Genomic DNA, 15,259 nt, shown 5'->3' on the forward strand with positions numbered 1-15,259 from the left:
CTTGTGTAACCCGTGGTGGTGGTAAAGTATTGGAATTCTTCGACAACCCGAACCATGACATGCTTTTCGTCGGTTAAGTTTAAGGATTAGGCGGTGCAACCGAATATTTTTTCAAGACAGCCGCCATCTTTCCGCTCGTTCATTATTGCGGTCATTACATGCTTGGTGGTGCTGTTCTTTGATTGGCGCATGCCTTATGTAATTCAGCCAGCAAGGGATGTCTTGTACGCTGCATATAATCCAATTTATGCACTTGCAAGTTATCCGGTACTGTCGAGAGAATGGCTGAATCAACAAACTAAATCTGAAACACAACTGCGCCGTGAAAACACTGCAATGCAGGCTGAGCTATTACAGGCTCAGGTCCGCTTGCAGAAGCTGTCTGAATTATCTGCTGAAAATACCCGCTTACGTGGTTTACTCGATACACCATTAATTATTGATGGTCGTATGGAAATTGCGGAAGTGATTGGGACAGATGCCGATCCGCTTCGTCACATTATCATTATCAACCGTGGTGCAATGGATCATCTTAAAGTTGGTCAAACGGTTCTGGATGATAAAGGGATTATGGGGCAAATTATCAATGTATATCCTCATAGTTCACGTGTGATGCTGCTTTCTGACAAAGAGCATTCTCTATCTGTTCGTTTAGAGCGTACAGGTATGCGTGCAATTGTCTCGGGTACTGGTGATTTAGGCCGTTTAAAAATGGAATATGTGCCAACGAGTGCAAATATTCAGGTCGGCGATAAAGTATTAAGTTCAGGCTTAGGTGAGCATTTTCCAGCAGGTTATGCCGTGGGTACGGTGGCTAAAATCCGTCGCCATAATTCAGGTGAGTTTGCTGAAATTGATGTTACACCAGCAGCACAATTAGCAACTGGTCATCATGTTGTTGTACTTTTCTCTGACTCATTAGCGAAGGAGCAACCATATGCCGATCGCTAAGTTGAAACGTGAGAAGCGTAAAGATCCATTATGGGGAATTATTCTCTCTATAATCGTGGGGTCTGTCCTCATGATCTATCCACTATCTTACGACATCTCGGGCTGGCGACCATTGTTCATGCTTATGATCATGTTGTTTTGGGTTGTTTGCCAGCCAACATGGTGTGGGGTGTGGTTCGCATTTGGAATGGGGATTTTTACAGATCTATTGCTTGATGCACCTTTAGGATTAAATGCACTGAGTTTTGTTATTGTCACGTTTATTACCCGATTTTTAATACGCGAACGCCGTATTTTGACTTTTGGTAATTTATGGACAATTGCTACATTGGTGATTATTGCTCACTTAGCGTTTATGTGGGTGACTCAAACGATGGGGGGCATTCATTTTTCGATTGCTCGACATTGGCAACCATTGATGACAAGTATCTTAACCTGGCCTGTTGTCTATTATTGTTTAGCAAAATGGCGCATTTAGTTTTAGCTTCTAGTTCTCCGCGTCGGAGAGAGTTGTTGCAACAACTGGGCTTAAATTTTGAAATCTATAGCCCTGATATTGATGAATCTGTTCATGAAGGTGAGCTGGTTCACCAATATGTAGAGCGGTTAGCGAGAGAAAAAGCCCAAGCTGTATTAAACATTTTTCCAGATTCAGTGATTATTGCAGCAGATACGAGTCTTGGGCTGGATGGTCAGATTATTGGTAAACCTGACTCAAAGCAGCATGCCTTTGACATCTGGAAACAATTATCTGGTCGTTGGCATGATGTATTTTCCGGAATTTGTATTGCAACACAGCAACAAATCTTAAGTCAGGTGGTGCAGACCCAAGTTGAGTTTGCATCTTTAACTACGCAAGATATGGAAGATTACTGGGCCACAGGAGAACCTGTAGGGAAGGCCGGTGCATATGCAATTCAAGGAATTGCTTCACAATATATTCCCAAAATTCAAGGAAGTTATAGTAATGTGGTAGGGCTTCCTTTGTACGAATTTTCACAGTTATTCAAAAGAGTGAAGACATAAGGGGTTGTTGATAATTCTTGATTGAATTGCATTGTCGATGAACAATGGACAAAGCTACATTAACAGTCCCTCTGACTCTTTAATAAAAATTTTATAATGCTTTGAGTTTATGTATGTCAGAAGAACTACTTATTAATGTCACACCTATGGAGTGTCGGGTGGCATTAATCGAAAATGGAACTGTTAATGAGCTGTATGTTGAACGTACAGTTAAACGTGGACTTGTCGGCAATATCTACAAAGGTAAAGTTGTACGTGTGCTTCCGGGTATGCAAGCGGCCTTTGTTGATATCGGTTTATCCAGAACGGCCTTTTTGCATATTAATGATATGGTTTGGCCACGTTCACAGCCAACTCCAAATGTGTTTGAACTACTTCATCCAGGGCAGATTCTTACCGTTCAGGTGATGAAGGATATGCTCGGTACTAAAGGCGCTCGCCTGAGCACAGATCTTTCAATTCCTTCTCGCTATTTAGTTCTTATGCCATATGGTAACCATATTGGTGTTTCTCAGCGCATTGAGTCTGAAGAAGAGCGTGATCGGCTACGTAATATTATTGAGAGCATTCAGGCGGAGCATAATTTACCCGGTAGCGTAATTGTTCGTACTGCTGCTGAAGGGGTAGATGAAGCCGAAATTGCACAAGATATGTGCTACCTCAGTAAGTTATGGGAATATATTCAGCGTAAGCAAGTTGATGTGGCAGTACCTTCCTTAATTTTTGAGGAACTACCGCTACCGCAACGAATTATCCGTGATCTGGCAAGTGAAGAAACCGCAAAGATTTATGTCGATTCGAGAGAGATTCATGGAAAACTGCGTGAGTTTGTAGATGAGTTTGTTCCGAATATGCAAAGTCGCCTGATTCATTACCCGGGTGAGCGTCCATTATTTGATCTTTACAACGTTGAAGAAGATATCCAAAAAGCACTGCAAACACGTGTTGCTTTAAAGTCTGGCGGTTATTTAATGATTGACCAGACTGAGGCGATGACCACAATAGATGTCAATACAGGCTCTTATGTTGGTGGCCGTAGCCTTGAAGACACTGTCTTTAAGACCAATATGGAAGCGACTCAGGTGATTGCGCGTCAGCTTAGACTACGAAATCTAGGCGGCATTATCATTATTGATTTTATTGACATGCAAGAAGCGATTCATCGTGAAGAAGTGATGCGTCAATTTGAAAAAATGCTTGAACGTGATCATGCCAAGACCAAAATCACACAGGTTTCTGAACTTGGTCTGGTAGAAATGACACGTAAACGTACACGTGAATCATTAGAACACTTGTTATGTGAATCGTGTCCAACGTGTCAGGGGCGTGGTTTTGTCAAAACTGCAGAGACAGTGTGTTACGAAATATTTCGAGAGATATTACGCTACACCCGTGCATTTGAGTCTACGAGTGGCTTTACTGTCGTTGCTCATCCATCCGTGATTGACCGATTATTAACAGCAGAAGCACCTGCAGTGGCGGATTTAGAGCATTTTATCAACAGAGTTATTAAATTTCAGGTCGAAAATTTATATACGCAAGAGCAATACGATATCATTTTAAGTTAAAGTTGTAACAAGATATCGCTTAATCCTTGTTACAACTGAAATTTTACTTTCATTCATGAATTTTAAATACTACTTACATACAGTAGCCCTAGACGTTCTCCCTATTAAACGTCTTAGCAAACAATAAGAGGTATAACCCATGAATGTAAGTGAAAACTTAATTAGCAACGGTCTTAAACATGTTTTAGAAAGCACGCCAGTCAATAGCTGCTATATGTTGAATGACCAAGGTAAAGAAGTACCAATCACAACTGCAATGATTCGTTCAGTATGTCATCAGTTACTTAACCAGTGCCGCGCAATTAAAAAATAAGGGGCCATTTTAAAGCCCCTTAATTTTTCCTAACTCGCTGAATGATGTTTCAGCTGTTTCTCTTCAATAATTTCTTCAAACCGTTGAATCTCATCTTCAAGATGCGTTAAAAGGTTTTGCATTTTAGGTAAAGCATTTCGACATGCTGTTAAACCTACTTCAAGCTTATCCAGATAGCTTGTCATTGTAATATTGAGCGCTTGCCCGTCCATGACAATAGAAGCAGGGTAGAGTGCATCTAATTTCGCACCATTCCAATAAAGCGGCTCACGTGGGCCAGGTACATTGGAAATCACTAAATTGAATGCCTGACGCTTAGGAAGCATCCCAGACATAATGTTAAGTCCAGCTGGACCATAAACAACAGCGCTATAGTTTAAAATCTCATTCGCGGTCATGCGGCTAAAGCGTTGCTTTGAATTTTGCATACTACGACGAATAATCTCGAGCCGCTCTAGAGGCTGGTCTTTATGGGTTCCTAAATTTGCCAAAATCATGGTAATACGATTGCTTACGTCAGAGTCATCTGTGCGTAGGGAAGCAGGCACCATGGCAATAAGAGGCTTTTTAGGCAGGCTGTTGTGACTAATCAGATATTCACGTAATGCCCCAGAACACACAGCAAGTACGACGTCATTGATTGTTACACCAAGTACTTTAGAAATTTTTCTAAGACGGCTTAATTCAAAAGATTGGGCTGCAAAGCGACGTGAAGCACTTACACGTTGATTTAAAATCGAAACCGGAGCCTGAAAGGTGGAGACGTAATCAGGATTTTTACCCATTTCTTTAAAAATGGTTTGCGATAATTCCTGCATAACTTTAGGAGTCACCTCAAGCTGTGATTTTATACCCCCTAAAATACTTTTGATCTTACTTGTGCTTGGTTTTGGTACTTTTAAGCGTTTTGTTCTTTTACTTTCCACACACCAAAGTGGAACAACATGTTTTTCTTGTGGTGTTTTTGACAGCGACTTCTCAATTAAGCGCATGCCTGCAACACCATCAACCATGGCATGATGAATCTTAAAGTACATCGCGAAACGATTGCCTTCAATCCCTTCAATAATGTCACACGTCCAAAGTGGTTTTGCACGATCAATTAAAGAGCTGTGCTGTTGGGAAATATAAACCAGTAATTCACGAATCCGGCCAGGATGAGGCAAGGCAATATGGCGAAAATGGTGGTCGATATCGAACTCTTCATCTTCATCCCAAAATAGACCATTTAAACGGTTATTGAAGGGTGGAACAGGAATACTTTTAGATTGGCGTATTTCTTCTACTAAATCGTGAACGAAAGTTTCAGGGGCATTTTCAGGTATTTCAAATAAAAACAATCCGCCAACATGCATCGGTTGTTGTCTTTTTTCTAGTGATAGAAAAATAAAATCAATAGGGTGTAATGGACGCATAACTCGTTGTGCCTCATGCTTTTTTCTAAGAAGCCCTTAACTGAGCTCTTATTAGAATTATAGAACCGTAAATTTAGTATATAGCGTTTATTACAGATTAAATATGACTTTGTGTACGAGATATAACTGTAAAAAAAACCACTGATTCATCAGTGGTTTTTTTATACCGAACTATTTTTTCAAGTTACCTGCATGTAAGCCACATTCTTTTTGTGTTGCTTCTTCCCACCACCAACGGCCTTCACGTTCATGTTGATTTGGAAGTACTGGACGTGTACATGGCTCACAACCAATCGAAACAAAACCACGCTCGTGTAGAGGGTTATATGGAATTTCCATCATGCGGATATAACTCCACACATCGGCGCTAGACCAGTTGGCAAGCGGATTATATTTAATGAGTTGCTTACCCGGACCAGAGAAGCCTGCATCAGCTTGTACCACTGGAATTTCAGTACGTGTACCAGGGCTTTGATCTTTACGCTGACCTGTAATCCAGCCATCTAAGGTCGCTAGTTTCTTACGTAAAGGTTGAACTTTTCGAATGCCACAGCATTCTTGATGTCCATCTTTAAAGAAACTAAATAAGCCTTTTTCATTCACCATGCTTTGCACAGCTTCCGCATCAGGGAAACAAATCTCGATATTAATATTGTAGTGCTTACGAACAGTTTCAATAAATTGATAAGTTTCAGGGTGTAGACGGCCTGTATCAAGACTAAAAACACGGAAAGGTTTACCTAAACGTGAAGCGATATCAATTAAGACTACATCTTCTGCTCCAGAGAACGAAATTGCGATCTCACCTTGTTGGCTTAATGCAAGTTCTAGAATCTCGCGCGGACTTTTAGCTGCATATTCAGCCGCGAGAGCATCAACGATATCAATAGTCGGAATAACGGTCATGGGTGTTCCTGGCAAAAGGCTTGGGCGCATTGAGTTATGAAAAATATTCTAAAGGATAGTGAATAAATTGCTTAGCACTTTAATTTCGATCCTTATGAATAAAATTGATTTGATCAATAACAACGCAAAACTGAAAATCTTAATGGTATGATACAGCAATTTTTAACCAACGTTGGAAGCATTCATGGAAATCGTATGCCTAGATCTTGAGGGAGTTTTAGTTCCTGAAATCTGGATCAATTTCGCAAAAAAAACAGGGATTAAAGAACTAGAAGCAACAACTCGTGATATTCCGGATTATGATGTTTTAATGACTCAGCGTCTGAATATCCTAAAACAACACGGTTTAGGCTTAAAAGACATCCAAGAAGTTATTGCCGAGATGGGGCCTTTACCAGGTGCAAAAGAGTTTGTTGAATGGGTGAGCAATCATTTCCAGCTGGTCATTCTGTCGGATACTTTCTATGAGTTTGCCCATCCTTTAATGAAACAATTAGGCTGGCCAACAATTTTCTGTCATAAATTAGAGACAGATGAAAATGGTATGATTACCGCTTATAAACTTCGCCAGCCTGACCAAAAACGTGAGTCGGTTAAAGCACTACATGGTTTGAATTTCCGTGTGATTGCAGCAGGTGATTCATATAACGATACAACGATGCTTGGTGAAGCCGACCATGGTTTCTTGTTTGATGCGCCTGCAAATGTTATTGCAGAGTTTCCGCAGTTTCCTGCAATCAATGGTTATGATGCATTAAAAGAAGCAATCCGATCAGTTTCACAGCGCAATATTCCTGCTTAAGCAAGGACAAATAGACAATAAAAAAGGCGCTTATAGCGCCTTTTTTATTTAGATTAGTTTTTAAAACTTAGAATTTATAACCAAGTTTTAAACCGTAAGCGATAGCATTGTTATCAGAGAAGTCTGCAACATATTCATCGCTACCTGCTTGCGCGCCTGTTTGAGCTTTGGCATCACCCAACCAGAAGTATTTTACGCCACCAGCGATGAAAGTTTGTGGAGTAGGGCTATATTGAACACCTAAACCTACGTTCCAGTAACCTTCTGTTGGTCCTAATGTTGTTACAGGATTACCTGCACCAGAGTCCCAACCTACAGAAACATTACCAGCCCATTTATCATTAAGCTTACGGCCTACACCAGCGTTCACAGACCATTGGTCATCAGAATATTCAACTAGGTTGAAGCCATTTGGACGCCCAACAAGACCACCTACAGCTTCTGAAACTTTGCCAAATTTATATGGTTGAATTGAGAAATCTTTCCAATTCACCCAGCGTACATTGGCAAACGCAACTGTATCCGCCATGATACCTGTCTGAAAATCAAGGTTAACAGACTGTGGTGTTGTGATTGTAGTTTTACCAGATGAATTAATTGCTTGAAGTTTAGATGCTGGAACGTCTAAACCAGCCAATACTGAAGTAAGACCAGGGAAATTTAATATAGATAAATTTTCATCAATATTTACTTTGTGATCAATTTCAGAACGATAAGTTACAGATGCTCTAAGTGCGATTTCAGGAATCTGATAAGCAGCACCTGCTAACCAACCAGCACCTGTAGTTTCTTTAATACTTGCATCATAACCATTATAAAGACTATAAGCTTGACCTCGTAAACTTACATTACCTTTAACTGTTTGTAATACAGGACCTGCGTAGAAATTGAAGTTTTTAGTTGGTTGATAACCAAATACAAAAGATAAGTTTTGTGTATCAACTTTAACTTTAGTTCCACCAGTACCTAAATAATTATTTGCTGCGTTAATAGCAGCTTGGGTTTTTTGTAGTGCTGTCAGTCCTGCACCTACAGTTGTATTTCCTCCGGCAGCAACTTGTTGTAATGCACCTAAAATCTCTGTTTGAGTTGGTTTTGTAGGGTCACCGCCAGTAACCTTCGTCACCTCTATAAGAGCTGGTGTAAATGCTGATCCAGATGCTTGAACTAACTTCTGAATTGAGCTGGTTGCTAAGTCACCTAATGCCTTTTGACTTAAAATAGTATCACTGCCTGGATTCGAAACGAATACGTTATTACCTGAATATTCTGCATCTGCTCCAAATGGTTGATCGTAGAGTAGACCGAAAGAAAATTGGTCATTAATTTGTAATTTTAATGCAGCACTTGGGAAGTAGTAGTCATTCGCCATATCGCCAATATCACGACGTGTGGCACTAGATCCAGCTTCTTTACCAGCTACATCAGGATCTAGAACAGAAATACCTGCTTCAAAGTAATTACCAGGTTGGAAGAACGCAGACATTGACTGTCCAGAGCGATCTAAAGCTGCTGCAAAAACCCCAGTTGCAGGCAGCGTTGCTAAAATCATTGCAGTGCTCAGATGTTTTAATTTCATTTTTAATCTTTCCTTGAACTTCAAGACATTTTTTTAAAAGTAACAGAGTTAAACCGTTTAAACTGTGTTGCCTTCAGTGCTTTGAATTACAAGTTTCAAAGCATTGATAACTCCATGTAACAAAAATAGCATAATTACACTAAGAGTAAATCTGTTCTATGAACTGCAGAGTACTCACTTTTTATACAAAAAATGGCAATAATGAATGAAATATGAAGGAATATTTTTGTTGTTTAATTAATTTAAATAATTGATATTTATATTTTTTATCTATTATTAAAGTTGCTTGTTTTTATGACATTTTTGTCATAAATCCAAGAAAAATGGTCAAAGATTTTTTTGTAAAAATATGAATTGATTGATTATGAAATGAGTATTAGTCATCATTTTTAATGGATAAGTCTAGTTTCTCTACACATGTATATTATTGATTCAGTTTTATATTGTTATTTATTAGATAAAAATTGAGAGTATTTTCTTTACTATTTGGTCAAATTTTTTGAGGAATTAATTGCTGGATTTAAGCTTGCTTTATTTAAGGGATAACCGAAATAGAAAAGAATTCGGTTATCGCGCCTTTTAGATTTAAAACATAGTATTAGAGGGGATATAACTTTTCATCAAATTCTTCAAGTTTAGGAAATTTTAAGGGTTCAAGTTGGTCAAGGTGAGCGAGATAAGTGACATAGTCCTCAAGAATAGTTTCACGTGCTTCTTGGCTAATGTAAGGTACATGGTAGGCAATGAATGGGGGAAGAACTTCAAAGCCAGTATAAGCCAAAGTACCGCGTTGAATCGGTGATAGATAATGTTCAATTGGTCCGTGAATAGAATTTTCCCCAAACATATGTGTTCTACCACCGAGTGTTAAACAGAGCATTGCTTTTTTACCTGCCATGCCACCATGGTTGTAAAACCGCTTACCCCCATAAAAAAGTCCAGAGACAAATACACGATCAATCCAGCCTTTTAAAATTGCTGGAACAGAAGTCCAATAAAGCGGAAAGTTCAAGATTACTAGATCGGCACGTTTTACTTTGTCAATTTCTACTTGAATATCAGGAGCCAAAAGTTGTTGTTTTGTGGCATTTCGCTGTTCTAATGCATAGTTAAAATAATCAGGTTGATTGAGTTCTAAAAAATCTTCCTTAGAGGCAACAGGATTAAACTGCATTGCATATAAATCGGAAATTTCTACTTGATGGCCCAATTTTTTTAAGGTTTGCTGTGCTGTCGTTTTTAGGGAAGTTGTAAAAGACAGAGGTTCTGGATGAGCATGAACAATCAGGATATTCATAGTGTCTTTACTCTTAAAGAAAAGATTAGTTTTTAGTGGAATGTCGGAGAGTTAAGTCAGTTTGTCTTAAGTGACTATGCCTGAATTTAAAAGCATGGCATAGTTCAAGAACTGACAGTTTTTACCATTTAACGCCACAATTACGCTTTCTAATGGGCCGCTCATGACTCCAGAATTACCCGGAACTTATATTAATTTATTAGCTGACATCGTTAAGCGCAGAGGTATCTCTTGTGAGCAGTTTTTAGAGGGTAGTGGAGTAACACCGGAACAATTAAAAAAACCGTATTGGTATGTTGAGTTTAATACCTTAAATAACTTACTTGAGCATGCGATTCAACTCACTCATGAGCCAGCATTAGCGGGTTATCTGGCGTTGGAAATGAAAGCTTCTTGTTATGGTTCTGTCGGTATGGCAGCCATGGTGTCTGCAAATCTTGGAGAGGCTTTAAAAATACTTGAACAATTTATTGGTTCGCGTTGTGATGCCTTTAAACCCGAGTTAAAGCAAGAGCAAGACGATGTTTACTGGTCTATTCATCAACCATTAAAAAGTTTTCAATTAAGTTCAGATGCGACTATTTTTTTGTTGTTAGGTTTTATTCACATCGCAAAACATCTAACAGGGTTATCTGCTTTAGGTACAGTGCAATTGAATATGCCCGAACCACTAGGTTTTTCAAAAATAAAAGATAAATTAGGGGTAAGTTGTTTATTTGAGCAAAAACATAATATTTGGATTTTTCCAAAAGAATATTTAATGCAGCCTATACTCACGGCTGACCCTATGCTGGCACCTTTGCTGAAAGCCCAGTGTAAAAAAGATATTGATAAATTGAAGTTACGAAGTGGATGGAAAGCAGAAATTAGCCAAGTAATAAAAAAATTATTGATCAATAGTCAGGGGGAAATATTAAAAGTTAAGCAAGTTGCCCAAATGATGAATATGTCAGAACGTAGCCTACAGCGGTATTTGGCAATAGAGAATACAAGTTTCTCAGCATTAGTTGATTTAACTCGAAAGCAATATGCACAAGATCTTTTGCAAAATAGTTCAATGTCAATTGAAGCTGTGGCTTTAAGATTAGGCTATGCCGATACACCCCATTTCACCCGCGCTTTTAAACGCTGGATGGGTGTAACACCGAAGTATTATCAAACTCAATTAAAACTAAAAAATTTAGAGATACGTGAATAATCAAGAAGACCACAAATTTGAAAGTGGTCTTCTAACCCTATTTTAATTCGTTAACTCTTATTTTGATGAAAGTGTATGAATTACTTCAAAATAGCTCGGTGGGGTGGGCACATGCCCACGTTCTCTTAATATTTTGTGCATACGCGGTAATTTAAAATATGGAACAGACGCCATTAAATGATGTTCCATATGGTAATTGACGTGAATAGGAGCTACAAAGCTTCTCGCAATCCAACCTGCACGTGTGGTACGAGTGTTAGTTAAAGCAGTATTGCTGGTTTGCATACCTGCATGTTCTGCCATTGAACGAATTCTTAAAAATAATGGAAATGGTGTCAAATAAGCCAAAGGCCATAACCAATAAAAACGTTGTTGACCACAAGCTTTTAAAACACCATAAAGTACTAGGTTGGTTGCAATAGCGCCTGTACTGTTTTTTGCAATACTCTTTGCATAGTCAACGAAATTTTTATCACTGCGGTCTAACCAGATTTGATCATTGGCTACAGTCCATTTCATGACATCAAGGTCCATCAACACACGGCCTAAGCTAAACTTTAATCCTGTTATACCAGTTAAGTCGCGTAAGAATTTACGAGTAAGAGATTGTTTACTGACAGGAAAGCCTGCAACTAAAGAAAGATCTGGGTCATCTGGTGTAGATGTTTTGGCGTGATGACGAACATGGTGTACACGATATTTTTGTAGGTCGTTCCAGATTGGGCGGGCACATAGCCACTCCCCAACGAAATCATTTATTTTCTTATTTTTGAATAAACTTTTATGGGATGCATCGTGCATTAAAATTGCGAGGCATAACTGACGGCCAGCTAAAACAGCTAGAGCAAGCATACATGCTAATAATTTCCCCCAACTCGGTAAGTAATCCCACATCATAATTAAGCTGGCAAATGTTCCTCCAATAACAGCCCATGTGCTAGTAACGGCCCAAGCGCCATATGCATCTGAAGGTTCTGTAAGCTCTTGTATTTCTTCTCTGCTAAATAGATCGGTAACACTCACCTGTGCATTCATTTTTATTCTCCCAAATTAGAGTTTGGTATCCATATTTTATATTACAAATATAGTCATAAAAATTTAAAAAGTGAAATATTTGTTTGTAAAAAAATAAATCAGATGGCTATAAATTTAATTCCTGTTCATATATTTTTTTCCAAAGTTTTTGGCCAATTGCATCTAGTTGCTGTACATCTTGAGCAAATTGATTACGAGCAGATTCATTTACAAATGGCTCTGGTAATAATGGGTCATTCATGAGTAAGGCAATTGTTTCCCTTCCTAAAAGAAGTGCCTTGACTGCTGCATCGTTTAAAGGGGAGTGAGCATAATTTTCAAGCCAGTGCGTAATATCTCGGCTATACATTTCATAATTTTTTTCGAGTTGTTTGGTATCCCATAAAGAAAAAATTTGCTTAAGCGTTGTTGAGTCGAAATGCTGAATAATACAAATTTTTGCTTCTTTCTCTAGCCCTGCTAAAACAAGCTCATCACAGGTTTTTTCAAAGCTATAAGCTAAATTGTCTGGGCGGATGTAAATACCAGTTTCCAGCTCTTTAAAACCAAATTGACGAAGTGCACGTTCCCGTTTTTTTAGTGCTGTTCGGTCTATGCGGCCTAAGGTTCCTGTAAACACGGCAAGATAATGCTGCTGCCATTCTTTAGTTTGTTTAATTCCATTTTTACGATTGAGAATAACTTTCGCCCAATCTTTTGCAGATGGAGAAAGTTGATAGATTCCGCGTTCTACGCTCTGGATCATACCTTCATTTAACAAGCGTGTTGTCGCAACTCGAATACCATTTTCACTTAAGTTAAAAAGTTTAGCTGCAACCAAAATTTGTTTGATACTGAGCTGAGGATAAGCGGAAGAAAGAAAGAGGTCGATAATAAGATGACGTGCGTTAATTTTGGTATTTTTCATTCAGTCTGAATTTTTGATATGAGTTGTATTTAATTGGAATAATAACATGTTTTTTTAAGGACTTTTTAAGATGATTTTCTAAACTCATCTATTGTAAAAAACTTATCTATAACAAAAGAAAATTTGGCCATTTTTAACCAAGTTTTATCTTTTTACGATAGTTAACCTAAGTTTGTCATTATGATGTGATACATTATCGCACTTTAAATAAACTGCCTTTCACTAGAGGCAATAACCACAAATGCTAGAAATGATCTGATATTGAACACATGTTGAGCTAAATAAAAGGCTAACTGTGGCAATAAAATAAATTTTAGGTCGTTCTAGTGATTAACTAACTTTCTTTGAGCAAGTTATGGAAAATTTTGAAGTTATAAAAGCACTGTTTCTAGGCTTTGTTGAAGGCTTAACTGAATTTTTACCTATTTCGAGTACTGGTCATTTAATTTTATTTGGTCATATTATCGATTTCCATTCAGATGGTGGTCGTGTCTTTGAAGTAGTGATCCAGTTAGGTGCTATTCTGGCAGTGTGTTGGTTATATCGTCAGAAAATCATTAACTTAATCAAAGGTTTTTTTAGTGGTGATGTCGAGTCACGCCATTTTGCCATTAGTGTCTTAATTGCTTTTTTCCCGGCAGTGATTATTGGCGTTTTAGCTGTAGATTTTATTAAAAGTGTTTTATTTAGCCCAATTGTAGTTGCGATTGCTCTGATTGTCGGCGCGCTTATTATTTTCTGGGTTGAATCTAAACAATTTGAACATAAAACAGATGATGCGACCAAGATCACGTTTAAACAGGCGCTTTTAGTAGGTCTGGCTCAATGTGTTGCGATGATTCCTGGAACCTCTCGTTCAGGTGCGACAATTGTAGGCGGGATGTTTGCAGGCTTGTCTCGTAAAGCTGCAACAGAGTTTTCTTTTTTCCTTGCAATGCCAACCATGCTAGGTGCAGCGACATTTGACCTAATTAAAAATGCTGATGTGTTGACTTCAGACAATATGGTTAATATTGGAGTGGGTTTTGTTGCGGCATTTATTGCTGCTTTATTGGTTGTAAAAGCACTCGTACTCTTCGTTGAGCGTCATACATTACGTGTATTTGCGTGGTATCGAATTGTATTAGGTGTAATTATCCTAATTGCTGCTATGTTCTTTAACTTATCTGCTTAATAGTCAGATTAAGGATAAAAACCTAGAGAAATCTAGGTTTTTTTATGCCTAAAAATAGCTTTAACTTGCTTATTTATACAAAGTACTACCAAGAAATACTTTTTCCTTTTAGTTTGATTGATATAGTAAATCTTAAATAGCCCGTAAAAAATAAAGCAATGCAACAGAATGACTTGACGAAAAGTTTGGTAGAGGCTTTTTTGTATTTGGCTCCTCAAGAGGGGTTATATCCCACTCATATTTCAAATATCACCCTGATGAGGGTAGATCATTCCACACAGCCGGTTGCTGTATTGCAAGAGCCTTCCATTGTTTTAGTCATTCAGGGTGTAAAACGAGCTTATATCGGAAAAGATATTTTTAAGTTTCAACAAGGCCAGTGTTTATTTATCTCAATTGCTATTCCTTTTGATTGCGATACGTTGGTTGAGCGTGAACCAATGCTTGCAATTGCGATTAAATTTGAACCTCAAATGATGGCTGAGCTGGCGACTAAAATGGATAAAGAGCAGCGACCACTTATAGAAGATTTTGATAACAAAGAGATAAAACTGAGCTGTGGTTTAAATATTATTGAAATGAACTCGGTTATATCTGATGTTGCTTTACGCTTGTTGAACTTACTTCGTTCCAAGCAAGATACTGCAATCTTAGGAGAGCAGGTGAAACGCGAACTTATTTATCGGGTTTTACAAGCTGGCGGTAGTGATTTTATCCAGAACCTTTCGGCTATTATGAGCCGAAGTGGAGTGATTTATACGATTTGTGAAATTATTCGAAGAGATTATTATCGTAACTTAACGGTTCAGGAGTTGGCTAAACAAGCAGGAATGAGCGTTTCGCTTTTTCATCAAGCTTTTAAGAAAGTTACCAACTATTCTCCATTACAGTACATCAAAATTACTCGGTTACATAAGGCACGTGATCTAATCCTAAATAACCAAATGGGCGTTGCAGAAGCTGCCTATGAGGTAGGATATGTGAGTGCCTCACAGTTTAGTCGAGAGTTTAAGCGGCTGTTTGGAGTTCCACCTAAATTATCAACAAACTAAAGTAAATCAACACGTCTTAAATATAAACCAAACATG

Annotated in this window: 15 protein-coding genes; 9 read left to right on the forward strand and 6 right to left on the reverse strand. The window is 38.3% G+C overall.

Translation table 11 applies throughout. From position 1 onward, the window contains the following. The first annotated feature begins 93 nt into the window (after positions 1-93). The 5 genes from mreC to C1642_RS15835 all read left to right on the forward strand — a co-directional run bounded on the left by mreC (position 94) and on the right by C1642_RS15835 (position 3,858). A complete protein-coding gene (gene mreC, locus C1642_RS15815; protein WP_001182997.1) occupies positions 94-951 on the forward strand; it encodes a rod shape-determining protein MreC in 858 nt (285 codons plus the stop codon). Next, a complete protein-coding gene (gene mreD, locus C1642_RS15820) occupies positions 938-1,429 on the forward strand; it encodes a rod shape-determining protein MreD (RefSeq protein ID WP_001121008.1) in 492 nt (163 codons plus the stop codon). Before mreC ends, mreD begins: the two co-directional genes overlap by 14 nt. Continuing rightward, positions 1,417-1,977, forward strand: a complete 561-nt coding sequence (locus C1642_RS15825) for a Maf-like protein (protein WP_000940845.1) — start codon at positions 1,417-1,419, stop codon at positions 1,975-1,977. The genes mreD and C1642_RS15825 overlap by 13 nt, the downstream gene beginning before the upstream one ends. Before the next feature lie 113 nt (positions 1,978-2,090). After that, entirely contained in the window at positions 2,091-3,545 is a 1,455-nt protein-coding gene (rng, locus tag C1642_RS15830; RefSeq protein ID WP_001288187.1) for a ribonuclease G, read from the forward strand. A gap of 139 nt (positions 3,546-3,684) precedes the next feature. Continuing rightward, complete coding sequence (locus C1642_RS15835) at positions 3,685-3,858, forward strand: PA1571 family protein (RefSeq protein WP_001103036.1); 174 nt, start codon at positions 3,685-3,687, stop codon at positions 3,856-3,858. A 29-nt stretch (positions 3,859-3,887) separates the two neighbouring features. Here C1642_RS15835 and C1642_RS15840 read toward each other — a convergent pair whose 3' ends face one another. Both C1642_RS15840 and C1642_RS15845 read right to left on the reverse strand, forming a co-directional pair. Beyond that, positions 3,888-5,273: a WS/DGAT/MGAT family O-acyltransferase gene (locus tag C1642_RS15840; protein ID WP_017816444.1), complete on the reverse strand. Its 1,386-nt coding sequence runs from the start codon at positions 5,271-5,273 to the stop codon at positions 3,888-3,890. A 171-nt stretch (positions 5,274-5,444) separates the two neighbouring features. Then, positions 5,445-6,179: a phosphoadenylyl-sulfate reductase gene (locus C1642_RS15845; RefSeq protein ID WP_000216072.1), complete on the reverse strand. Its 735-nt coding sequence runs from the start codon at positions 6,177-6,179 to the stop codon at positions 5,445-5,447. Positions 6,180-6,363: 184 nt separating this feature from the next. Here C1642_RS15845 and thrH point away from each other — a divergent pair, with 184 nt between their 5' ends. Continuing rightward, complete coding sequence (gene thrH / locus C1642_RS15850; protein WP_000406996.1) at positions 6,364-6,981, forward strand: bifunctional phosphoserine phosphatase/homoserine phosphotransferase ThrH; 618 nt, start codon at positions 6,364-6,366, stop codon at positions 6,979-6,981. Between the two features lie 67 nt (positions 6,982-7,048). Here thrH and C1642_RS15855 read toward each other — a convergent pair whose 3' ends face one another. Both C1642_RS15855 and C1642_RS15860 read right to left on the reverse strand, forming a co-directional pair. Next, a complete protein-coding gene (locus tag C1642_RS15855; protein ID WP_009519746.1) occupies positions 7,049-8,560 on the reverse strand; it encodes an OmpP1/FadL family transporter in 1,512 nt (503 codons plus the stop codon). Positions 8,561-9,158: 598 nt separating this feature from the next. Then, positions 9,159-9,857, reverse strand: a complete 699-nt coding sequence (locus C1642_RS15860; RefSeq protein ID WP_103236570.1) for an NAD(P)H-dependent oxidoreductase — start codon at positions 9,855-9,857, stop codon at positions 9,159-9,161. 163 nt (positions 9,858-10,020) lie between these two features. On the opposite strand from C1642_RS15860, the gene C1642_RS15865 reads away from it, so the two are divergent. Then, positions 10,021-11,055, forward strand: a complete 1,035-nt coding sequence (locus C1642_RS15865; RefSeq protein WP_103236571.1) for an AraC family transcriptional regulator — start codon at positions 10,021-10,023, stop codon at positions 11,053-11,055. Between the two features lie 57 nt (positions 11,056-11,112). On the opposite strand, the gene C1642_RS15870 is transcribed toward C1642_RS15865, so the two are convergent. Next, entirely contained in the window at positions 11,113-12,090 is a 978-nt protein-coding gene (locus tag C1642_RS15870) for a fatty acid desaturase family protein (RefSeq protein WP_103236572.1), read from the reverse strand. Positions 12,091-12,196: 106 nt separating this feature from the next. Further along, the gene (locus tag C1642_RS15875) at positions 12,197-12,997 is read right to left on the reverse strand and encodes a PaaX family transcriptional regulator C-terminal domain-containing protein (RefSeq protein ID WP_000799162.1); all 801 of its coding nucleotides are present in this window, start codon (positions 12,995-12,997) and stop codon (positions 12,197-12,199) included. A gap of 355 nt (positions 12,998-13,352) precedes the next feature. Here C1642_RS15875 and C1642_RS15880 point away from each other — a divergent pair, with 355 nt between their 5' ends. Both C1642_RS15880 and C1642_RS15885 read left to right on the forward strand, forming a co-directional pair. Then, positions 13,353-14,171 carry an undecaprenyl-diphosphate phosphatase gene (locus C1642_RS15880; protein WP_000426931.1) on the forward strand — a complete coding sequence of 273 codons (819 nt, stop codon included), beginning with the start codon at positions 13,353-13,355 and terminating at the stop codon, positions 14,169-14,171. A 158-nt stretch (positions 14,172-14,329) separates the two neighbouring features. Further along, positions 14,330-15,223, forward strand: a complete 894-nt coding sequence (locus C1642_RS15885; RefSeq protein WP_103236573.1) for an AraC family transcriptional regulator — start codon at positions 14,330-14,332, stop codon at positions 15,221-15,223. Positions 15,224-15,259: the final 36 nt, after the last annotated feature.

Source organism: Acinetobacter sp. AKBS16 (assembly GCF_002899995.1).
GTDB classification, from domain to species: Bacteria; Pseudomonadota; Gammaproteobacteria; order Pseudomonadales; family Moraxellaceae; genus Acinetobacter; species Acinetobacter baumannii.

Coding starts and splice junctions, on each gene's coding strand:
- C1642_RS15835 (WP_001103036.1), top strand. CDS start 3,685: ATGAATGTAAGTGAAAACTTAATTAGCAACGGTCTTAAACATGTTTTA.
- C1642_RS15845 (WP_000216072.1), bottom strand. CDS start 6,179: ATGACCGTTATTCCGACTATTGATATCGTTGATGCTCTCGCGGCTGAA.
- C1642_RS15825 (WP_000940845.1), top strand. CDS start 1,417: ATGGCGCATTTAGTTTTAGCTTCTAGTTCTCCGCGTCGGAGAGAGTTG.
- thrH (WP_000406996.1), top strand. CDS start 6,364: ATGGAAATCGTATGCCTAGATCTTGAGGGAGTTTTAGTTCCTGAAATC.
- rng (WP_001288187.1), top strand. CDS start 2,091: ATGTCAGAAGAACTACTTATTAATGTCACACCTATGGAGTGTCGGGTG.
- mreD (WP_001121008.1), top strand. CDS start 938: ATGCCGATCGCTAAGTTGAAACGTGAGAAGCGTAAAGATCCATTATGG.
- C1642_RS15855 (WP_009519746.1), bottom strand. CDS start 8,560: ATGAAATTAAAACATCTGAGCACTGCAATGATTTTAGCAACGCTGCCT.
- C1642_RS15840 (WP_017816444.1), bottom strand. CDS start 5,273: ATGCGTCCATTACACCCTATTGATTTTATTTTTCTATCACTAGAAAAA.
- C1642_RS15860 (WP_103236570.1), bottom strand. CDS start 9,857: ATGAATATCCTGATTGTTCATGCTCATCCAGAACCTCTGTCTTTTACA.
- C1642_RS15875 (WP_000799162.1), bottom strand. CDS start 12,997: ATGAAAAATACCAAAATTAACGCACGTCATCTTATTATCGACCTCTTT.
- C1642_RS15865 (WP_103236571.1), top strand. CDS start 10,021: ATGACTCCAGAATTACCCGGAACTTATATTAATTTATTAGCTGACATC.
- C1642_RS15880 (WP_000426931.1), top strand. CDS start 13,353: ATGGAAAATTTTGAAGTTATAAAAGCACTGTTTCTAGGCTTTGTTGAA.
- C1642_RS15885 (WP_103236573.1), top strand. CDS start 14,330: ATGCAACAGAATGACTTGACGAAAAGTTTGGTAGAGGCTTTTTTGTAT.
- C1642_RS15870 (WP_103236572.1), bottom strand. CDS start 12,090: ATGAATGCACAGGTGAGTGTTACCGATCTATTTAGCAGAGAAGAAATA.